The sequence below is a fragment of the Amycolatopsis sp. A133 genome (assembly GCF_031082405.1).
Taxonomy (GTDB): Bacteria; Actinomycetota; Actinomycetes; order Mycobacteriales; family Pseudonocardiaceae; genus Amycolatopsis.
Window position 1 is genome coordinate 536,224 of the sequence record NZ_JAVHJU010000004.1, and the last position, 17,732, is coordinate 553,955.

Here is a 17,732-nt window from a genome sequence, read left to right on the forward strand (position 1 = left end):
CACTCGACCGGGCCACATCACTGGTTACCGACCGGTAACAAGGGCTATCGTGCGGCTACCAACCTCTACTTCATGGAGCATTCGTGGCCGCACCAGCAACGCCGCTCGCGCCGACCGCGCGAGGCGTGCGCACCGTCGCCTTCGTCGAGGGGGTCCGCACCCCCTTCGGCAAGGCCGGCGACAAGGGCATGTACGCCGGGACCCGCGCCGACGACCTCGTCGTCAACGCCATTCGCGAGCTGCTGCGGCGGCACCCCGAGCTGCCGCCCGAGCGCGTCGACGAGGTGGCCATCGCCGCCACCACCCAGATCGGCGACCAGGGCCTGACCATCGGCCGCACGGCCGCGTTGCTGGCCGGGCTGCCCAAGTCGGTGCCCGGCTTCGCCATCGACCGCATGTGCGCCGGTGCCATGACGGCCGTCACCACCGCCGCGTCCGGCATCGGCTTCGGTGCCTACGACATCGCCATCGCCGGTGGCGTCGAGCACATGGGCCGCCACCCGATGGGTGAGGGCGTCGACCCCAACCCGCGGATCATCGCCGACAAGCTCGTCGACCCCACCGCGCTCGTCATGGGCCAGACCGCCGAGAACCTGCACGACCGGTTCCCGGCGATCACCAAGCAGCGCACCGACGCCTACGCCGCGCGCAGCCAGGAGCGCTACGCCGAAGCCGTCAAGACCGGCAAGATCGGCCCGGAGCTGGTCCCGGTCGCCACCCGTTCGAAGGAACTAGGCTGGGGCCTGGCCACCGAGGACGAGCCGCCGCGGCCGGGCACCACCGTCGAGCAGCTGGCGAACCTCAAGACGCCGTTCCGCCCGTTCGGCCGGATCACCGCGGGCAACGCGGCCGGCCTCAACGACGGCGCCACCGCCTCGATCCTCGCGGACGAGGAAACCGCCCGCGAGCTGGGCCTGCCCGTCGCGATGCGGCTGGTCGGCTACTCCTTCGCCGGCGTCGAGCCGGAGGTCATGGGCATCGGCCCGGTGCCGGCCACCGAGAAGCTGTTCAAGCGCACCGGTCTCTCCATCGACGACATCGGCCTGTTCGAGATCAACGAGGCCTTCGCCGTGCAGGTGCTGGCCTTCCTCGACCACTTCGGCATCGACGACGAAGACCCGCGCGTGAACCAGTGGGGCGGCGCGATCGCGTGCGGCCACCCGCTGGCCTCGTCCGGCGTCCGGCTCATGACCCAGCTGGCCCGCCAGTTCGCCGAGCGGCCCGACGTGCGGTACGGCATGACCACGATGTGCATCGGCATCGGCATGGGCGGCACCGTGATCTGGGAGAACCCGGCGTTCGAGGGGGCCAAGTAATGACTTTCACCGCTGAAGCAGCGAAGGCCGCGTTCCCGGACGAGGTCGTGACGGTCGCGAAGACCCGGCTGATCAAGGTGCCCGGGCTCCAGAAGCCCGTCGCGCTGATCACGCTCGACAACGGCCACGACCACACCCGGCCGAACACCTTCGGCCCCCAGGGGCTCGTCTCCTTGAACGCCGCGCTGGACGAGGCGTTCGCCGCCGAACCGGCCGCGATCGCCGTCACCGGCAAGCCGTTCATCTTCGCCGTCGGCGCCGACCTGTCCGGCGTCGAAGCCGTCAGCGACCCGGAGCTGGCGCGCGAGATCGCCCAGACCGGGCACGACGTGTTCCGCCGCCTCACCGAGTCGAAGATCCCGACGTTCGGGTTCGTCAACGGCGCGGTCATGGGCGGCGGGCTCGAGCTCGCGCTGTCCTGCCACTACCGGACGCTGTCGGAGAACACCGCCGCCATCGCGTTCCCCGAGGTCTTCCTCGGCCTGTTCCCGGGCTGGGGCGGCACGCAGCTGCTGCCGAACCTGATCGGCGCGGACGCCGCCGTCACGGTGATCATCGAGAACGCGCTGGCGCAGAACAAGATGCTCAGCGTCAAGCAGGCGGCCGAGCTCGGCATCGTCGACGAGGTCTTCGGCTCGGCCGACTACCTCGAGCAGTCGCTGCTGTGGCTGGCTCGCGTGGTCAACGGCGAGATCACCCCGGAGCGCCGGAAGATCGACCGCGGGTCCGGTTGGGACGCGGCCATCGCTCGCGCCAAGTCCATTGTGGACGGCCGCACGCACGGCGCGTCGCCGGGCGCGACGAAGGCCGTCGAACTGCTGGAGCTGGCCCGCGAAAACGATCTGGACCGCGGCTACGCGGCCGAGACCGACGGCCTCGCCGAGCTGCTCATGTCCGACGTCCTGCGTGCCGGGCTGTACTCGTTCAACCTGGTCAACAAGCGCGCCAAGCGCCCGGCCGGCGCGCCGGACAAGTCGCTGGCCCGCAAGGTCAACAAGGTCGGCATCGTCGGCGCCGGCCTGATGGCCAGCCAGCTCGCGCTGCTGTTCGTGCGCCGCCTGAAGGTGCCGGTCGTGCTCACCGACGTCGACCAGGAGCGCGTCGACAAGGGCGTCGGCTACGTCCACGCCGAGATCGACAAGCTGCTGGGCAAGAAGCGCCTCTCCCCGGACGGCGCCAACCGGCTCAAGGCGCTCGTCTCCGGCTCGCTCGACAAGGCCGCGTTCGCCGACGCCGACTTCGTCATCGAAGCCGTCTTCGAAGAGCTGGGCGTCAAGCAGCAGGTGTTCGCCGAGCTGGAGCAGCACGTCAAGCCCGAGGCGATCCTGGCGACGAACACCTCGTCGCTGTCGATCACCGCGATGGCGTCGAAGCTGCAGCACCCCGAGCGGGTCGTGGGCTTCCACTTCTTCAACCCGGTGGCCGTGCTGCCGCTGCTGGAGATCGTCCGCGGCGAGCAGACCGACGACGCGGCGCTGGCGACGGCGTTCTCGGTGAGCAAGCAGCTGAAGAAGTCCAGCGTGCTGGTGAAGGACGCTTCGGCGTTCGTCGTCAACCGGCTGCTGCTGCGCTTCCTCGGCGAGGTGCTGGTCACCGTCGACGAAGGCACGCCGTTCGACGTCGCCGACAAGGCCCTGGAACCGCTCGGCCTGCCGATGACGCCGCTGACGCTGATGCAGCTCGTCGGCCCGGCCATCGCGCTGCACGTCGGCGAGACGCTGCACGAGGCGTTCCCGGACCGGTTCACCGTGTCCGAGAACCTCGCGAAGTTCGTCAAGGCGGGCAAGAAGGGCGTCTGGATCTGGGACGCGCAGGGCAACGCCTCGGCCGATCCCGAGGTCGTCGAGCTGTGGACCCAGGGTGACCGGCCGTCCACTTCGGAGCAGGTGCGCGAGCGGGCCCTGTCCGCGATCGCCGAGGAAATCCGGATCATGCTCGACGAGGGTGTGGTCGCCGAGGCGCAGGACATCGACCTGTGCCTGATCCTCGGGGCCGGCTGGCCGTTCTGGAACGGCGGCATCACGCCGTACCTGGACCGCTCCGGCGTCTCCGAGCGCGTGAACGGCAAGCCGTTCCTCGCTCCGGGCGTGGCGTCGGTCCCGGTTCGCTAGTACTCGCCCTCTCTCGGGCACTTCGGCGGCGGCGCGGTGAGTTTCAGCTGCGCCGCCGTCGTGTCGGAGTCGATCACCGTCACCCGCTCGGCGGTCCGGAAGCGGGCGTGCAGCTCCTGCGCCCAGGCCTTCAGGTCGGTGCCCGGGACGGCGAGCAGGGAAACCGACGGCGGGTCCACGAACACCCGCCGGGCCTTCGGGTCGTCGTGGAAGGACTGCGCCGCCGCCTGCACCTCGGCGTCGGAGGGGAAGACCACGACAACCGCCGCGCACAGCGTGTGCCCGGCCAGGGGGGCCGGGTTCGTGTCCACCGGCAGCTCGGGTGGCCGGACGAGCGCGGCGATGAAGAACGCCAGCCCGACGCCGGCGGCCAGCGCCAGTGCGATCACCGGCACCAGGACGCGGGTGAGGGGCTTGTGCTCCACACCGAAGATCACAACACACGTTGGCCGCCGGGACACCGCCCGTTCACCCCGGCGGCTTAGCGTCCCGCCGTGACCACCGACAGACGCCGGTTCCTCAAGGGCGCCGGTCTCGCGGCCGCCGCCGCGAGCGTGCCCCTCCCGGCCCCCGCTCTCCCCGATCTCGACCTGGGCCGGCTGTGCGGCCGCTACCAGTGGCTGGTGGGCGATCACCACACGCACAGCCAGTACTCCTACGACGCGATGTACCGGATCGACCAGATCGCCGCCGGCGGGCGGGCGCACGGCGCGGACTGGATCGTCTTCACCGACCACGGCCACGCCGAGCACGAGAAGGTGGCGGTCGAGCCGACGGAAGCCGACTTCCTCGCCGCCCGGCGGAAGTACCCGGACCTGCTGCTGTGGCACGGGATGGAGTGGAACGTCCCGGGCGCCGAGCACGCGACCGTCTTCTTCCAGGCCGGGGACCGGCAGGCGGCGAAGCTGCGCGAATTCGAGCGGGCCTTCGACTGGCGGCTGACGAATTCGGAGGCGTCGAGCCCGGCGAACGAGGCCCTCGCGCTCCGGGCGTTGCGCTGGCTGGCCGCGGAGGAACAGGCGAAGCGGATTCACGCCCCGGTCGTGCTGATCAACCACCCGCTGCGCAACGGCCGCGTCGCCCCGCACGAGGTGCGCGCCTACCGCGACGCCGCGCCGGGCATCGTCATCGGCATGGAGGGCGCGCCCGGCGCGCAGGCGGACGGTTTCCCGAAGCCGCTCGGCAACGGCGGTGCGCGCGGCGGCTACGCCAACGCTCCCGGCGCGAACTCGTGGCCGGGCTACCCGCCCGAGGCGTACCGGACGCACGGCGGCTGGGACTGGGCGACGGCGAAGGTCGGCGGGCTGTGGGACTCGCTGCTCGCCGAGGGCAAGCCGTGGTGGATCACCACGAACTCCGACTCGCACTACAACCGCGGCGACACGCTGGTCCGCCCGGACGTGCCGGGCGACTGGTACGACACGCACGGCAAGTTCCCCGACCCCGTCGACACCGGCACGCCGCAGTTGCTCGCCCCCTACGCCGACTTCTACCCCGGTGAGTTCAGCCGCACCTACGTGGGTGTCACGCGGCGAAGCCTCGAAGGCGTCCTGGACGGCCTGCGGGCCGGGCGGATCTGGCTGTCGCACGGCGGTCTGGTGCAGGACCTGCAGGTCGGCGCGCACGGCGGCGGATCCTCGGCGACGCTGGGCGGCCGCCTGCGGGTGCGGCGCGGTTCGGACGTCACGGTCGAGGTCTCGGCGCGGCTCGCGTCGCGGCCGAACGGCGGCGGCTCGGTGCCGCGGCTGGCGCGCCTGGACGTCGTCGCGGGCCCGGTCACCGGCCCGGCCGGCGACCGCGACACGACGACCGCGCCGGGCACGCGGGTCGTCGAGTCGTTCGAACCGCGCTGGGCGCCGGGACGGACGGTCGTCTTCCGGCACACCTTCCGGAACGTGCGGGAGCCGTTCTACCTGCGGATCCGGGGCTCGAACGGCGATGCCGAGCCCACGCCGGACGTCATCGGGCAGGCGAACCCGTTCGAGGACTTGTGGTTGTACGCGAACCCGATTTTTGTGGACCTGTGCTGAACGGACTGTCCCGGCGGGTGCTCGTGTGGTCCATCATGAGCGGGCTGCGGTGGCTGCTGCGCCTGCCTTCACCGGTGCTGCGCGCGATCGCGGGCCGTCCGGTGGTGGTGGACGGCCGTCAGCCGGTGCCCACCGCCCGGGTGCTCATGCGGGTGGCGCGCTTCGCGCCGTTCGACGCGCCGCACCGGAACGGCAGCCTCGCGCGGGCCCGGACCGAGCTCAACCTGGCCGGTGCGCTCGCCGGGGCCGGGATCTGCCCCGGCGTCCGGACCCGGGACGCGTCGTGGCCGGGGCCGGCCGGGCCGCTGCCGCTGCGGCTGTACGAACCGGAGGGCCTCCCGGCCCCCGGGCCGGCGATCGTGTACTTCCACGGCGGCGGGTTCGTGCTCGGCAGTCTCGACACGCACGAAGGCGCGTGCCGGCTGCTCGCCGAGGAAGCCGGGGTGCGGGTCGTGTCGATCGGCTACCGGCTCGCTCCGGAACACCCGTTCCCGGCGGCGGCCACGGACGCGATCGCGGCGTTTTCCCACGTCTTTTCGCACGCGGCGGACTTCGGCGTGGACCCGGCCCGGCTGGCGGTGGGCGGCGACAGCAGCGGCGGCAACCTCGCGGCGGTGGTCGCCCACGCGGCGGCCCGCGGCGAGTTGCCCCGCCCGGCGTTCAGCCTCCTGCTCACCCCGGCGACGGACGCGCTCGGCGGGTCGGCGTCGCACCGGCAGTTCGGCTCGGGCTTCCGCCTCGACCGCGACGAGTGGGCCTGGTACCGCGCGCAGTACGTCCGCGACCCGGCCCTCTACCGCGACCCCCGCGCCTCGGTCCTGTACGACGACAGCCTGGCCGGCCTCCCACCGACGTTCGTGGCCACGTGCGGCTTCGACCTCCTCCGCGACGAAGGCGAGGCCTACGCGCGCCGGCTCGCGTCCGCCGGAGTCCCCCTGATCCACCGCCGTCACGAAGGCCAGCTGCACGGCTTCGCGAACCGAGTCGGCATAGACCCGGACGCCCGCGCAGCCATGCTCCACGCGGCCGGAGTCCTCCGCGCCGGCCTCGCCCTCAGCCGGTCGTGAGTGGTAAGGCGGGTTCTAACCCGCCTTACCACTCACGACCGGCTGCGGGTGCCGATCAGGGCTTCGATGCCGTCGAGGACGCGGGCGAGGCCGAAGCGGAAGGTGTAGGCCGGGTTCTCAGCAGCGTTGTGGAACTCCCCCGCGGCGGTGCCGACGCGGTTGGAGATCGGGAAGTGCGCCGGGTCGGCGGCCGGGATGCCGGCCAGGGCCGGCCCGGCGCGCTCCCACCACTGCGCGTCGGTCAGGCCGCTGGAGCGGACCAGGCGGGCGTTGTCCAGCGAGCTGCGCGCGGTCGTGCGGACCAGGCCGGTGACGAGGCCGACCACGGCGTCCATTTCGACGTCGCCGAGGCCGATGCCCTCGACGGCGCGCAGTTCGTGTTCGTACTTCGCGAAGCTGTGGGGCCCCAGTGCGGAGCGGCTGGTGGTGACCTGCAGCAGCCAGGGGTGGCGGTGGTAGAGCGCCCACTGGTCGTCGGCGATCGCGGTCAGCGCCGCCCGCCAGCCGAGCCCGTCTTCCGGGGCCGTGAGTTCGCCGTGGGCGTGGTCGATCATCAGGTCCAGCAGTTCGGCCCGGCCCGGGACGTAGGTGTAGAGCGACATGGGGGAGACGCCGAGCTGCTCGGCGACCCGGCGGATGGTGACGGCCTCGATGCCGTCTGCGTCGGCCAGTGCCACGGCCGCCCGCACGACGTCGGCCGGGGCCAGCTTGGGTTTCGGGCCGCGGCGCGGGGGCGCCGAAACGCCCCAGAGCAGCTCGATCGCCCGTCGTGGGTCACCGTCGCCGTTGTCCTGCGTGCGCACGCCGGTCATTCTGCCCGCCTTATCTCCGTACGACGTACAGAGTTGTGCTAACTTCTTCTTTGTACAACGTACAGAGTAAGGGGCAGGATGACTCCGCAGATCCACGTCGAGGGGCTTCGCAAGCGCTACGGCGACGCGTACGCCCTCGAGGGGTTCGATCTCTCCGTTCCGGCCGGCACCCTGTGCGGCCTGCTGGGACCCAACGGCGCGGGCAAGACGACGGCCGTGCGCGTGCTGTCCACCCTCCTGCGCCACGACGGCGGCGTCGCCCGGGTGGCCGGCTTCGACGTCGCCACCGAACCGGCGAAGGTCCGGTCGGCGATCGGGCTGGCCGGGCAGCAGGCGGCGGTGGACGAACTGCTGTCCGGGCGGCAGAACCTGGTGCTGTTCGGCCGGCTGCACCACCTGGGCCGCCGCGAGGCCGCGCGCCGCGCCGACGCCCTGCTCGAGCGCTTCGGCCTGGCCGATACCGGGCCGAAGCCGGTTTCGGCGTATTCCGGCGGGATGCGGCGGCGGCTGGACCTGGCCGCTTCCCTGCTGGCCACGCCGAAGGTGCTCTTCCTCGACGAGCCGACGACCGGGCTGGACCCGCGCAGCCGCACCGAGGTCTGGCGCGCGGTGCGGTCACTGGTCGCCGACGGCACGACCGTGCTGCTCACCACGCAGTACCTGGAGGAGGCCGACCAGCTGGCCGACCGGATCTCGCTGGTCGAGCACGGCCGGGTGATCGCCGAAGGCACCCCGGCCGAGCTCAAGGGTTCCCTGAACGCGACCCGGATCGAGCTCGTGCTCACCGACCCGGACGCGCTCGGCGCGGCGGCGGGCCTGCTGGCCCGGGTCACCGGCGCCGAGCCGGTCACCGAGGAGCTGCGGGTGAGCGCGGCCGCGCCGGACGAGGCGTCGGTGCTCACCGACGTCGTGCGCGAGCTGGCCGCGTCCGGGCTCGCGGTGGCGGACGTGGCGCTGCGGCGCCCGACGCTGGACGAAGTGTTCCTGCAGCTGACCGGCCAGGCGGAGGTGGCGCGATGAGGTGGGCGATCGAAGACGGCTGGACGCTGACCCTGCGCTACCTCGCGCAGCTGGCGCGGCGCCCGGCGCGGCTGGCCACGGTGGTGGCGTTCCCGATCCTGATGGTGCTGATCTTCGCCTACCTGCTCGGCGGCGGGATGAGCGTGCCCGGCGGCGGCTCCTACCGCGAGTTCCTGATGCCCGGGATGTTCGCGATGACGATGGCGTTCGGCCTGTCGGGGACGATGATCGCGGTGCTGGACGACGCCGCCAAGGGCGTCACCGATCGGTTCCGGTCGCTGCCGATGGCGCCGTCGGCGGTGCTCACCGGGCGCGTGGCGGCGGACCTGGTGAACGCGGTGCTCGCGCTGGCGGTGCTGCTGGGCTGCGGGTACGCCGTCGGCTGGCGGCCGCACGGCAGCCTCGGCGAGACCCTCGCGGCGCTGGGCCTGCTGCTCCTGCTGCGGACGGCGCTGGTGTGGGCCGGGATCTACCTGGGCCTGCTGACCGCCGACCCGTCGATGGTGACGCTGGCCCAGACGCTGGAGTTCCCGTTCGGGTTCCTCTCCAGCGCGTTCGTGGCGACCTCGACGATGCCGGCGTGGCTGGGAACCGTGGCGGAGTGGAACCCGTTGTCCTCCACGGTGACCGCGGCGCGGGTGCTGTTCGGCAACCCCGGCGCGGCCGGGACGTCCTGGGTGAGTGCGCACGCGGTGGCGATGGCGGTCGGCTGGCCGCTGGTGCTGCTGGCGGTGTTCGTGCCGCTGTCGGTGCGCCGGTACGGGAGGCTGGGAAACTGAACGTCCACTTCGAACCGGGCGAACCACCACGGGCGGGACGCCTCGTGGTCGACGGCCGCGAGCTGTCCATAACGGACGGTCTGCCGGAACTGCTGGGCGGCGCCGATCCGTTCTGGGCGACGGCGGCGCAGGCGGCGCTGCGGCTGGTCGCGGCGGGACGGCTGCTGCCCGGGGTCACCGGGGCCGGGCACGACGCCTGGCGCGCCGGCCCGCTGGAACCGGCGGAAGCCGCGTGGCTGCGGGACCTCGCGGCCGCGATGCCACCGGACGAGCGCGCGCCGGGGCCGCTGCTGCGGGCGTTCCTCGACGCCGTCGCCGACACGCTGCCCCGCACGCCCGCCGCGGCGAAAGCGGCCGGGACGCGGTTGTTCGCCGCCGTCGCACCGCAGCGCGCGGACTCCCTGCGCGACTGGGCGGACGAGCTGGCCGCGGGCCTGGATTCGGGGATCCGGGTGTCGCTGCGGGTGGAGGCGCCGGACGGCTTCGACGCCGGACGCTTCCGCGCCGTGGTGCAGGTGCACAGCCTCGCCGACCCCGGGCAGGTCGCGGACGCGGCCCAGCTGTGGGCGACCGGCCGGTTCGGGCCGCGGGCGCGCATCGACGTCGTGCTGGCGCTGCGGCGCGGTGCGCAGGTGTGGCCGGCGCTGGGCCCGTTGCTGACCTCGGCGGTGCCGGACGAGCTGGCTCTCGGCGAGGACGACGTGACCGAGCTGGTCGCGGCCGCGGCTCCGCGCCTGGCGGCCGCCGGGATCGACGTGCACTGGCCGGCCGAGCTGGCGGGGTCGCTGACCGCGCGGGCCGTCGTCCGCGCCGGCGACGCACCGGGTGACCTGCCGTCGTTCTTCGGCGGCGGGCGCGCACTGGCGTTCGACTGGCAGCTCGCGCTGGGCGGTGAAGTACTGACCGAGGCGGAGCTGGACGCCCTCGCCGAGGCCCGCCGCCCGGTGGTGCGGCTGCGCGAGAGGTGGGTGCTGGTCGACCCGGCGCTGGCGGCCAAGGCGCGGGAGCGGGCGCTCAAGCCGCTGAACCCGGTCGACGCGCTGGGTGCGGTGCTGTCGGGGACCACCGAGGTCGACGGCGAGCCGGTCGAGGTCGTCACCGACGGCTGGCTCGCACGGCTGCGGGAGCGGCTGTCCGCGCCACCGGAACCCCAGACGCCACCGGCCGGGCTGGCCGCGTCCCTGCGGGACTACCAGCTGCGCGGGCTGCAGTGGCTGGCCACCGTCACCGGGCTCGGCCTCGGCGGCTGCCTCGCCGACGACATGGGCCTGGGCAAGACGGTCACGCTGATCGCGCTGCACCTGCACCGGGCTTCGGGGGCGACCCTGGTGGTCTGCCCGGCTTCGCTGCTGGGCAACTGGGAACGGGAGATCCGCCGGTTCGCCCCCGGGGTGCCGGTGCGGCGCTTCCACGGCAGCGCCCGGTCGCTCGAGGACGTCGAGGACGCCGCCGGGTTCGTCCTCACGACCTACGGCACGCTGCGCACCGATCCCGCGCCGCTGGCCGGGGTGCGCTGGGGGCTGCTGGTCGCCGACGAGGCCCAGCACGTCAAGAACCACCGCTCCGGCACGGCCAAGGCCCTGCGGCTGGTGCCCGCGGCGGCGCGGGTGGCGCTGACCGGGACGCCGGTGGAGAACACGCTCTCGGAGCTGTGGGCGATCCTCGACTGGACCGCACCCGGCCTGCTGGGGTCGCTGAGCGAGTTCCGGGAGCGCTGGGCGAAGCCGATCGAGGCGGGTGATCCGGGCGCGGCGGACCGGCTGGCCCGGTTGCTGCGGCCGTTCCTGCTGCGGCGGCGCAAGTCCGATCCCGGGATCGCCCCCGAGCTGCCGCCGAAGACCGAGACCGACCGGCCGGTGGCGCTCAGCGCGGACCAGACGGCGCTGTACGAGGCGGTCGTGCGGGAGATGATGGCCGAGATCGCCGCGAGCGACGGCATGGCCCGGCGCGGCCGGATCGTCAAGCTGCTGACCGCGTTGAAGCAGATCTGCAACCACCCGGCCCAGTACCTCAAGGCCCTGTCTCCGACCGAGGGCGGCGGCCGCTCGGGCAAGGTGGAGCTGCTCGACGAGCTGCTGGACACGATCCTCGCCGGGGGCGGCGCGGTGCTGGTGTTCACCCAGTACGTCGCCATGGCGCGGCTGCTGGAGAAGCACCTGGCCGGGCGCGGGATCGCGACGCAGCTGCTGCACGGCGGGACACCGGTGGCCCGCCGCGAAGACCTCGTCCGGCGGTTCCAGGACGGGGAGGTGCCGGTGTTCCTGTTGTCGCTGAAGGCCGCCGGGACCGGGCTGAACCTGACCCGCGCCGACCACGTCGTGCACTTCGACCGCTGGTGGAACCCGGCGGTGGAGGACCAGGCGACCGACCGGGCGTACCGGATCGGGCAGACCCGGCCGGTGCAGGTGCACCGGCTCGTCGCGGAAGGCACGGTGGAGGACCGGATCGCGGCGATGCTGCGGGAGAAGCGGGCGCTGGCGGATGCGGTGCTGGCCGGTGGCGAAGCCGCGTTGACGGAACTGTCGGACACCGAGCTGGCGGAGCTCGTCGAACTGAGGAGCCGCGGATGAGCGACGACCGGGTACGCGGTTTTCCCGCGTTCGGGGCCGCCGGGCGCTTCGCGCGCTCGTGGTGGGGGCGGGCGTGGGTGCGCGCGATGGAGGACACGGCGCTGGACCTGCGGCAGCTGAAGAAGGGCCGCCGGTACGCCGCGGCCGGGCTGGTCGGGTCGATCACGGTCAGCCCGGGCCGGATCGCGGCGGTGGTCGACGACGCCGACGGCGGCCCGTACCGGACGCAGCTGGAGCTGGCGGAACTGTCCGAAGCGGACTGGACGCGGTTCTTCGACCGGGTCGCTTCGCGTGCCGGGCACCTGGCGGCGCTGCTGGACCGGGACATGCCGCACGACCTGGTCGAGGCGGCCGCGGACGCCGGCGTCGACCTCCTGCCCGGGATCGGGGACCTCGAGCCCGAGTGCGACTGCCCCGGCTGGGAGCTGCCGTGCCGGCACGCGGCGGCGTTGTCGTTCCAGGCGTCGTGGCTGCTCGACGCGGACCCGTTCGTGCTGCTGCTGATGCGCGGCAAGGGCGAGCGGGAGATCCGCGAGGAGCTGGAAAGCCGCACCGCACCGCGGGAGCCGGAGTTCGCCGCGGCGGACCGGACGCCGGGTGAGCTGCCCGACTTGACGCGGTTCCGGCCGTCGGGGGCGCCGTCGATCCCGGCCGCGCCGGGGGTGCCCGCCGAGGCGTTCGCCCTGCTGGCCGCCAACGCCTCGGGCCGGGCCCAGGCGTTGCTCGCGGGGCAGCCGTGGCCGGGACGGCGGCACGACGCGGTCCGCCTGGCCGCGGACTTCCCGGCGGCGGCCGGCCGGCTGGGCGAGGGGAGCGGCTTCGAGCGCGCGGTCGCGGCGTGGCGGTGGGGCGGGCCGGACGGTCTGGAGGTGTCGGAAACGCCGTGGACACCGCCGAAAGCGGTCCTGGCGGCCGCGCGGGCCGCGCTCGCCGACGTCACGGAGGAGGAACCCCGGTTCGAGCGCAACCACTGCACGGTCGGCCAGGTGCAGCTGCGGCTGGATCGCCGGGGCCGGTGGCACCCGTACCGGCTGGAGGGCGACGTGTGGTGGCCGGCGGGGGCGCCGGAAAGCGATCCGGGGCTGTTGCTGGGCTGAAGCGCGGACCGGCCATGGGGCCGGGTTGTCCGGCAGCGGGGCGGGATCACCCGTGATTCCGGTGCCGGGCGATCGCGGGCGGAAATCCGCCTCTTTTCCCGGTATCCAGCGCGGTACTCGTTGTCTCCTGTCCCCCGACGGCGGGTTCCGCCGGGCCACTGGGGGTGCGGGCGCGCGGAGATCCCTTCCGCGCGCCCGCCCGGTTTCCGCCGGTGACGTTCGAAAGAACCCCGCTGTCGAGCTGGAGGGGGCTTCCGCAAGGGGCCCCCTCCAGCGTCAGGCCGTCGTCTTCACCGTGTAGTCCTTGACCCGCATCGAGTCGTGCATGCGCACACCGCCGGTGTTGAGCTTCGCGATCGCCCGTGTCAGCCCGGCCGGGAGCGCCGAGACCAGCCGGCCACCGTTGGCCAGTGCCCACACCCCGGCGCGGGAAGCCGGTATCAGGCTCCGGGCTGCCCCGGCCGCGAAGGCCCGGCTCTGCCGCACCAGCTCGCCCATTTCCCGTTCGTAGGCGGCGAAGGCGCGCTCGTGGTCGCCGCCCGCCGCGTCCAGCTCGCCGGCCAGGACGTACGCGCCGAGCACGGCGAGGCTGGTGCTGCCGCCGACGGCCGGGCCGGGGCAGTAGCCGGCGTCGCCCACGAGGGTGACGCGCCCGCGTGACCAGGTGTCGAGCTGGAGCTGGGTGATGGAGTCGAAGTAGAACGGGCCCGGGCCGTCCAGCTCGGCGAGCCAGCCGTCGACCTGCGGGTGCATCCCGGCGAACGCCTCGCGCAGCAGCTCCTTCTGCCGCGGGACGTCCCGGTGGTGGTAGTCGAGCTCCTCGGCGCGGCGGAACAGGAACACCGCGCGGGCCTCGTCCATGTGCCGGGCGCGGTAGATCCCCGTCGTGCGGCCCAGCCCGAGGTGCATGACGGTCTCGCCGTCGAGGCCGAGGGTGTCCGGCAGGGACAGCACGGCCAGGTAGGCCCCGATGAACTTCGTCAGCCCCGCCTCCTGCCCGAACACCAGGCGCCGCACGTTCGAGTGCAGCCCGTCGGCGCCGACGACGACGTCGAACCGGCGCGGCGCGGCGTGCTCGAAGGTGACCTCGCCGTCGGGGGAGAGGGCGGTGATCGAGTCGCCGAAGAGGTACTCGACGTCGTCGCGGCCGGCGTCGTAGTAGATCTCGCTGAGGTCGTCGCGCATGATCTCGACGTGCCGGTCCGAGGTGGCGCGGTAGATCTTGGACAGGTCGACCCGCACCGGCCGGGCCGCGCCTTCGCGGTGCAGCGTCATGCGGGTCGTGCCGGTGGCGAGGGCCTCGACCCGGGGCAGCACGCCCATCCGTTCGGTGATGTCCATGGCGGGCCGGAACAGGTCGACGGCGTGGCCGCCGGTCTTGCGCAGCGCCGGGGCACGCTCGACGACGGTGACGTCGAAGCCGTGCCGGGTGAGCCAGTACGCCAGTACCGGCCCCGCGATGCTGGCGCCGGAGACGAGTATCCGCATGAGTACCTCCCTGACTTAACGGTAGGTAAGTTGTACCACAGCTCCTTACCTATCGTTAAGTCAGTTATGCTGGGGGTGTGCCGAAACCCTCCGACACCAAGCAGCGCATCCTCGACGTCGCCCGCGACCTGTTCACCAGCCAAGGCGTGCAGCGCACCAGCCTGCAGGACATCGCCGACCGGCTCGGCATCACCAAACCCGCGCTCTACTACCACTTCCCGTCCCGCGAAGACCTCGTCCGCAGCATCGTCCAGCCGCTGCTCGACGACGGCGAGAAATTCCTCCTCGACCAGGAAGCCCGCGGCGACGCGCCGGTGCGCGAGCTGATCGAAGGCTTCTTCGACTTCAACTACCGGCACCGCGCCGACGTCGTCATGCTGCTGGCCGAGATGCCGACCCTGGCCGACCTCGGGCTCATCGACCGCGTCCTGGGCTGGCGGACCCGGCTCACCGAGCTGATCTGCGGCCCGTCACCCACCCTCGAACAGCAGGCCCGAGCCATCCTGGCGCTCGGCGGGCTGCAGGACGTCTGCATGCAGTTCCCCGACGTCCCGGTCGAGCGGCTCAGGGCCGCCGCGGTCGCCGGCGCCCTCGACGCACTCGGCCGCTGAAGCCGGGAAAATCCGCCGCCCGCGCGTGTCGAGAACGCGCCGCCGGCTCCGTCCCGGGGACATCAGGAGGCCACGCCCCGAGAAGGAGACCACCATGCAGCCGACCGAGATCGCCGAGGTCCTCGCCAAGCCGCTCAGCCGCGAACTGCTCGCCCGCGACCTGACCCGGCTCGCCTACGTCGCCCAGGACGGCACCCCGCGCAGCATCCCCATCGCCTTCACCTGGAACGGCTCGCAGATCGTCCTGTGCACGACGAAGAACGCCCCGAAACTGCCGTCCCTGCGCGCCAACCCCGCGGTCGCCCTGACCATCGACACCGAGGTGCACCCACCCAAGATCCTGCTCCTGCGCGGCCACGCGGAACTCGACGTCGTCGACGGCATCCCGCAGGAGTACCTGCAGCTGAACGGCAGCTACGAGATGAGCCCCGAGCAACGCGTCGAGTGGGAACGCGAAGTCCGCTCGCTCTACGACGGCATGGTCCGCATCGTCATCACCCCGACCTGGGCGAAGCTCATCGACTTCGAAGAGACCCTGCCCAGCGCCGTCGAGGAACTGGTCAAGCAGCGGGCCGGCCGCGGCTAGCGGACCACGGCGCGCTCGATGATCGCTCCCGTGTCGACGCCGGCCGGGAGCGTGCCGAACGCGATGCCCCAGTCGCCGCCGAAGCGGGAGGCGCAGAACGCGTCGGCGACCGCCGGATGACCGTGGCGGACCAGCAGCGACCCCTGCAGCACCAGCGCCATCGACTCCACCAGCCGCCGCGCCCGGTACTCGATGCCGTCGAGGTCGGTCAGCTCCTTGCGGAGCCGGTCCACGGCGTCGTCCAGCCGGGCATCGGCCCCGGCGGCCTGCTCGACCTCGGCGAAGAACGCCGCGACCGACTCCGGCTGCCGGCCCATCGCCCGCAACGCGTCCAGCGCGGCGACGTTGCCCGAACCCTCCCAGATCGACGACAGCGGCGCCTCCCGGTAGAGCCGCGGCATGCCCGACTCCTCGACGTACCCGTTGCCGCCGAAGCACTCCAGGGCCTCGGCCGCGTGCATCGGCGCCCGCTTGCACACCCAGTACTTCGACACCGCCAGCCCCAGCCGCCGGAACGCCCGCTCACCGGCGTCGCCGGGCCGGTCGCCCGCCGCGGCCAGCCGCATCGCCACCGTCGTCGCCGCTTCCGACTCGAGCACCAGGTCAGCCAGGACGTTCGCCATCAGCGGCTGGTCCACCAGCGCCTTGCCGAACGCGTGCCGGTGGGTCGCGTGGTGCACCGCGCGCACCGCGCCCAGCCGCATCCCGGACGCGCTGCCCAGCGTGCAGTCCAGCCGGGTGTTGTTGACCATCTCGATGATCGTGCGGACCCCGCGGCCCTCCTCGCCGACCAGCCAGCCCACCGCGTGGTCGTACTCGATCTCCGACGACGCGTTCGACCGGTTGCCGAGCTTGTCCTTCAGCCGCTGCAACCGGATCGGGTTGCGCGAACCGTCCGGCAGGACGCGGGGGAGCAGGAAGCACGAAAGCCCACCGGGTGCCTGCGCCAGCGTCAGGAACAGATCCGACATCGGCGCCGAGGTGAACCACTTGTGCCCGACGAGGGTGTAGCTGCCGTCCGCACTCGGGCTCGCCGTCGTCGTGTTGGCCCGGACGTCGGAACCGCCCTGCTTCTCCGTCATCGACATGCCCGCGATCAGGCCGCGCTTGCTGCCCGGTTCGCGCAGCCCGAAGTCGTATTCGGTCGCCGCCAGCAGCGGCTCGTACCGCGCCGCCAGCTCCGGGTTCGCCCGCAACGCCGGAATCGCCGCGTACGTCATCGAAATCGGACAGCTGTGCCCGGCCTCGACCTGACCCCAGACGTAGAACTTCGCCGCCCGCGCCGCGTGCGCGCCCTCGCGGGAATCCCGCCAGGGGGTGCCGTGCAGGCCGTGCGCCACCGCGACCCCCATCAGCTCGTGCCAGTACGGGTGGAACTCCACCTCGTCGACCCGGTGGCCGTACCGGTCGTGCGTGCGCAGCACCGGCTCGTTCTCGTTGACCAGCCGGCCCCACTCCTGCGCCTGCTCGCTCCCGGCCCGCCGGCCCAGCTCGTGCAGCTCATCGGCGACCCAGCCCGCGCCGGCCCGCTCGAGCCCGGCCAGCAGCGCCGGGTCGTCGGCGACGTCGTGCCCCGCCAGCGGCGGGACCTGGTTGGTGACCTCATGCGTGGCGGGCATCGGAACCTCCTAGAGCGCGGATGACGAACGTGCGAAGCTCGGCGACGTCACCGGCGTTGCCGCTGGTCAACGGGCCGATCAAGACCTCGGCGGCGGCGCCCACCAGCGCGGCGGCCGTCAGCCGGCCGTCCTGCGGCGGCAGCGCGCCCTGCGCCACCCCGGCGGTGACGTGCTCGGCGACCACCTCGGTGAACGCCCGCCGGAACTCCAGCCGCTCGGCGTCGATCAGCGCGTCGACCGGCTCGGCCAGCAAGGCATAGGCCTGCCTCGGGGCCTTCAGCGCGCGCTGGGCGAACGTCTCGACCACGGCCAGCACCCGTTCGGCGGGCTCACCCGGCGCCGCGGACGCCGCACGGACCGCGGCCACTTCTCGCGTCACGACCTGCCGGAACACGTGCACCACCAGATCGGCCTTGGTGGGGAAGTGCCGGTAGACGCTGCCCACGGCCACACCGGCGCGTTCGGCGACCGCGGCGACGGAGCAGCCGCTGTAGCCGTGTTCGGCCAGCTGGCGCGTCGCGGCGGCGACGATCGTCTCCCGCTGGGCGTCGAGGCGTTCCTGCACCTTCGGGGTGCGGCGGTAGGGCACGTCAAGAAGTGAAGCACTGATTCATTGCTTCAGCAAT

15 protein-coding genes are annotated in these 17,732 nt (G+C 72.9%); 10 read left to right on the top strand and 5 right to left on the bottom strand.

All coding sequences use genetic code 11. The annotated features are described in order from the left end of the window. Nucleotides 1-125 precede the first annotated feature (125 nt). Nucleotides 126-1,316, top strand: coding sequence for a thiolase family protein (locus tag Q5425_RS06685; protein WP_308671433.1), 1,191 nt, complete (start codon nucleotides 126-128; stop codon nucleotides 1,314-1,316). Then, nucleotides 1,316-3,427, top strand: a complete 2,112-nt coding sequence (locus tag Q5425_RS06690; protein WP_308671206.1) for a 3-hydroxyacyl-CoA dehydrogenase NAD-binding domain-containing protein — start codon at nucleotides 1,316-1,318, stop codon at nucleotides 3,425-3,427. The genes Q5425_RS06685 and Q5425_RS06690 overlap by 1 nt, the downstream gene beginning before the upstream one ends. On the opposite strand, the gene Q5425_RS06695 is transcribed toward Q5425_RS06690, so the two are convergent. Continuing rightward, nucleotides 3,424-3,852: a hypothetical protein gene (locus Q5425_RS06695; protein ID WP_308671207.1), complete on the bottom strand. Its 429-nt coding sequence runs from the start codon at nucleotides 3,850-3,852 to the stop codon at nucleotides 3,424-3,426. The two genes, Q5425_RS06690 and Q5425_RS06695, sit on opposite strands and share 4 nt — an antisense overlap. Nucleotides 3,853-3,921: 69 nt before the next feature. Here Q5425_RS06695 and Q5425_RS06700 point away from each other — a divergent pair, with 69 nt between their 5' ends. After that, nucleotides 3,922-5,457, top strand: coding sequence for a twin-arginine translocation signal domain-containing protein (locus Q5425_RS06700; RefSeq protein ID WP_308671208.1), 1,536 nt, complete (start codon nucleotides 3,922-3,924; stop codon nucleotides 5,455-5,457). Then, a complete protein-coding gene (locus Q5425_RS06705; protein WP_308671209.1) occupies nucleotides 5,451-6,524 on the top strand; it encodes an alpha/beta hydrolase in 1,074 nt (357 codons plus the stop codon). Before Q5425_RS06700 ends, Q5425_RS06705 begins: the two co-directional genes overlap by 7 nt. Before the next feature lie 32 nt (nucleotides 6,525-6,556). On the opposite strand, the gene Q5425_RS06710 is transcribed toward Q5425_RS06705, so the two are convergent. Further along, nucleotides 6,557-7,336: a TetR/AcrR family transcriptional regulator gene (locus Q5425_RS06710; RefSeq protein ID WP_308671210.1), complete on the bottom strand. Its 780-nt coding sequence runs from the start codon at nucleotides 7,334-7,336 to the stop codon at nucleotides 6,557-6,559. A 78-nt stretch (nucleotides 7,337-7,414) separates the two neighbouring features. On the opposite strand from Q5425_RS06710, the gene Q5425_RS06715 reads away from it, so the two are divergent. The 4 genes from Q5425_RS06715 to Q5425_RS06730 are packed head-to-tail and all read left to right on the top strand — an operon-like array spanning nucleotide 7,415 to nucleotide 12,802. Further along, nucleotides 7,415-8,356: an ATP-binding cassette domain-containing protein gene (locus Q5425_RS06715; protein ID WP_308671211.1), complete on the top strand. Its 942-nt coding sequence runs from the start codon at nucleotides 7,415-7,417 to the stop codon at nucleotides 8,354-8,356. Next, nucleotides 8,353-9,135, top strand: a complete 783-nt coding sequence (locus Q5425_RS06720) for an ABC transporter permease (RefSeq protein ID WP_308671212.1) — start codon at nucleotides 8,353-8,355, stop codon at nucleotides 9,133-9,135. Before Q5425_RS06715 ends, Q5425_RS06720 begins: the two co-directional genes overlap by 4 nt. Nucleotides 9,136-9,179: 44 nt before the next feature. Further along, the gene (locus Q5425_RS06725; protein ID WP_308671213.1) at nucleotides 9,180-11,705 is read left to right on the top strand and encodes a DEAD/DEAH box helicase; all 2,526 of its coding nucleotides are present in this window, start codon (nucleotides 9,180-9,182) and stop codon (nucleotides 11,703-11,705) included. Further along, nucleotides 11,702-12,802, top strand: a complete 1,101-nt coding sequence (locus tag Q5425_RS06730) for an SWIM zinc finger family protein (protein WP_308671214.1) — start codon at nucleotides 11,702-11,704, stop codon at nucleotides 12,800-12,802. The genes Q5425_RS06725 and Q5425_RS06730 overlap by 4 nt, the downstream gene beginning before the upstream one ends. Before the next feature lie 276 nt (nucleotides 12,803-13,078). Here the strand turns inward: Q5425_RS06730 and Q5425_RS06735 are convergent, their stop codons facing one another. Then, on the bottom strand, nucleotides 13,079-14,290 hold the full coding sequence (locus Q5425_RS06735; protein WP_308671215.1) for an FAD-dependent monooxygenase: 1,212 nt from the start codon (nucleotides 14,288-14,290) through the stop codon (nucleotides 13,079-13,081). Between the two features lie 77 nt (nucleotides 14,291-14,367). Between Q5425_RS06735 and Q5425_RS06740 the strand changes: the two genes are divergently transcribed. Both Q5425_RS06740 and Q5425_RS06745 read left to right on the top strand, forming a co-directional pair. Then, the gene (locus Q5425_RS06740) at nucleotides 14,368-14,901 is read left to right on the top strand and encodes a TetR/AcrR family transcriptional regulator (protein WP_308671216.1); all 534 of its coding nucleotides are present in this window, start codon (nucleotides 14,368-14,370) and stop codon (nucleotides 14,899-14,901) included. Between the two features lie 94 nt (nucleotides 14,902-14,995). Beyond that, nucleotides 14,996-15,487, top strand: a complete 492-nt coding sequence (locus Q5425_RS06745) for a pyridoxamine 5'-phosphate oxidase family protein (RefSeq protein WP_308671217.1) — start codon at nucleotides 14,996-14,998, stop codon at nucleotides 15,485-15,487. Here Q5425_RS06745 and Q5425_RS06750 read toward each other — a convergent pair. Both Q5425_RS06750 and Q5425_RS06755 read right to left on the bottom strand, forming a co-directional pair. Continuing rightward, a complete protein-coding gene (locus tag Q5425_RS06750) occupies nucleotides 15,484-17,106 on the bottom strand; it encodes an acyl-CoA dehydrogenase family protein (protein WP_308671218.1) in 1,623 nt (540 codons plus the stop codon). The two genes, Q5425_RS06745 and Q5425_RS06750, sit on opposite strands and share 4 nt — an antisense overlap. After that, entirely contained in the window at nucleotides 17,090-17,695 is a 606-nt protein-coding gene (locus Q5425_RS06755) for a TetR/AcrR family transcriptional regulator (RefSeq protein ID WP_308671219.1), read from the bottom strand. Before Q5425_RS06755 ends, Q5425_RS06750 begins: the two co-directional genes overlap by 17 nt. Between the last annotated feature and the right edge of the window lie 37 nt (nucleotides 17,696-17,732).

Coding starts and splice junctions, on each gene's coding strand:
- Q5425_RS06745 (WP_308671217.1), top strand. CDS start 14,996: ATGCAGCCGACCGAGATCGCCGAGGTCCTCGCCAAGCCGCTCAGCCGC.
- Q5425_RS06715 (WP_308671211.1), top strand. CDS start 7,415: ATGACTCCGCAGATCCACGTCGAGGGGCTTCGCAAGCGCTACGGCGAC.
- Q5425_RS06750 (WP_308671218.1), bottom strand. CDS start 17,106: ATGCCCGCCACGCATGAGGTCACCAACCAGGTCCCGCCGCTGGCGGGG.
- Q5425_RS06735 (WP_308671215.1), bottom strand. CDS start 14,290: ATGCGGATACTCGTCTCCGGCGCCAGCATCGCGGGGCCGGTACTGGCG.
- Q5425_RS06690 (WP_308671206.1), top strand. CDS start 1,316: ATGACTTTCACCGCTGAAGCAGCGAAGGCCGCGTTCCCGGACGAGGTC.
- Q5425_RS06710 (WP_308671210.1), bottom strand. CDS start 7,336: ATGACCGGCGTGCGCACGCAGGACAACGGCGACGGTGACCCACGACGG.
- Q5425_RS06730 (WP_308671214.1), top strand. CDS start 11,702: ATGAGCGACGACCGGGTACGCGGTTTTCCCGCGTTCGGGGCCGCCGGG.
- Q5425_RS06720 (WP_308671212.1), top strand. CDS start 8,353: ATGAGGTGGGCGATCGAAGACGGCTGGACGCTGACCCTGCGCTACCTC.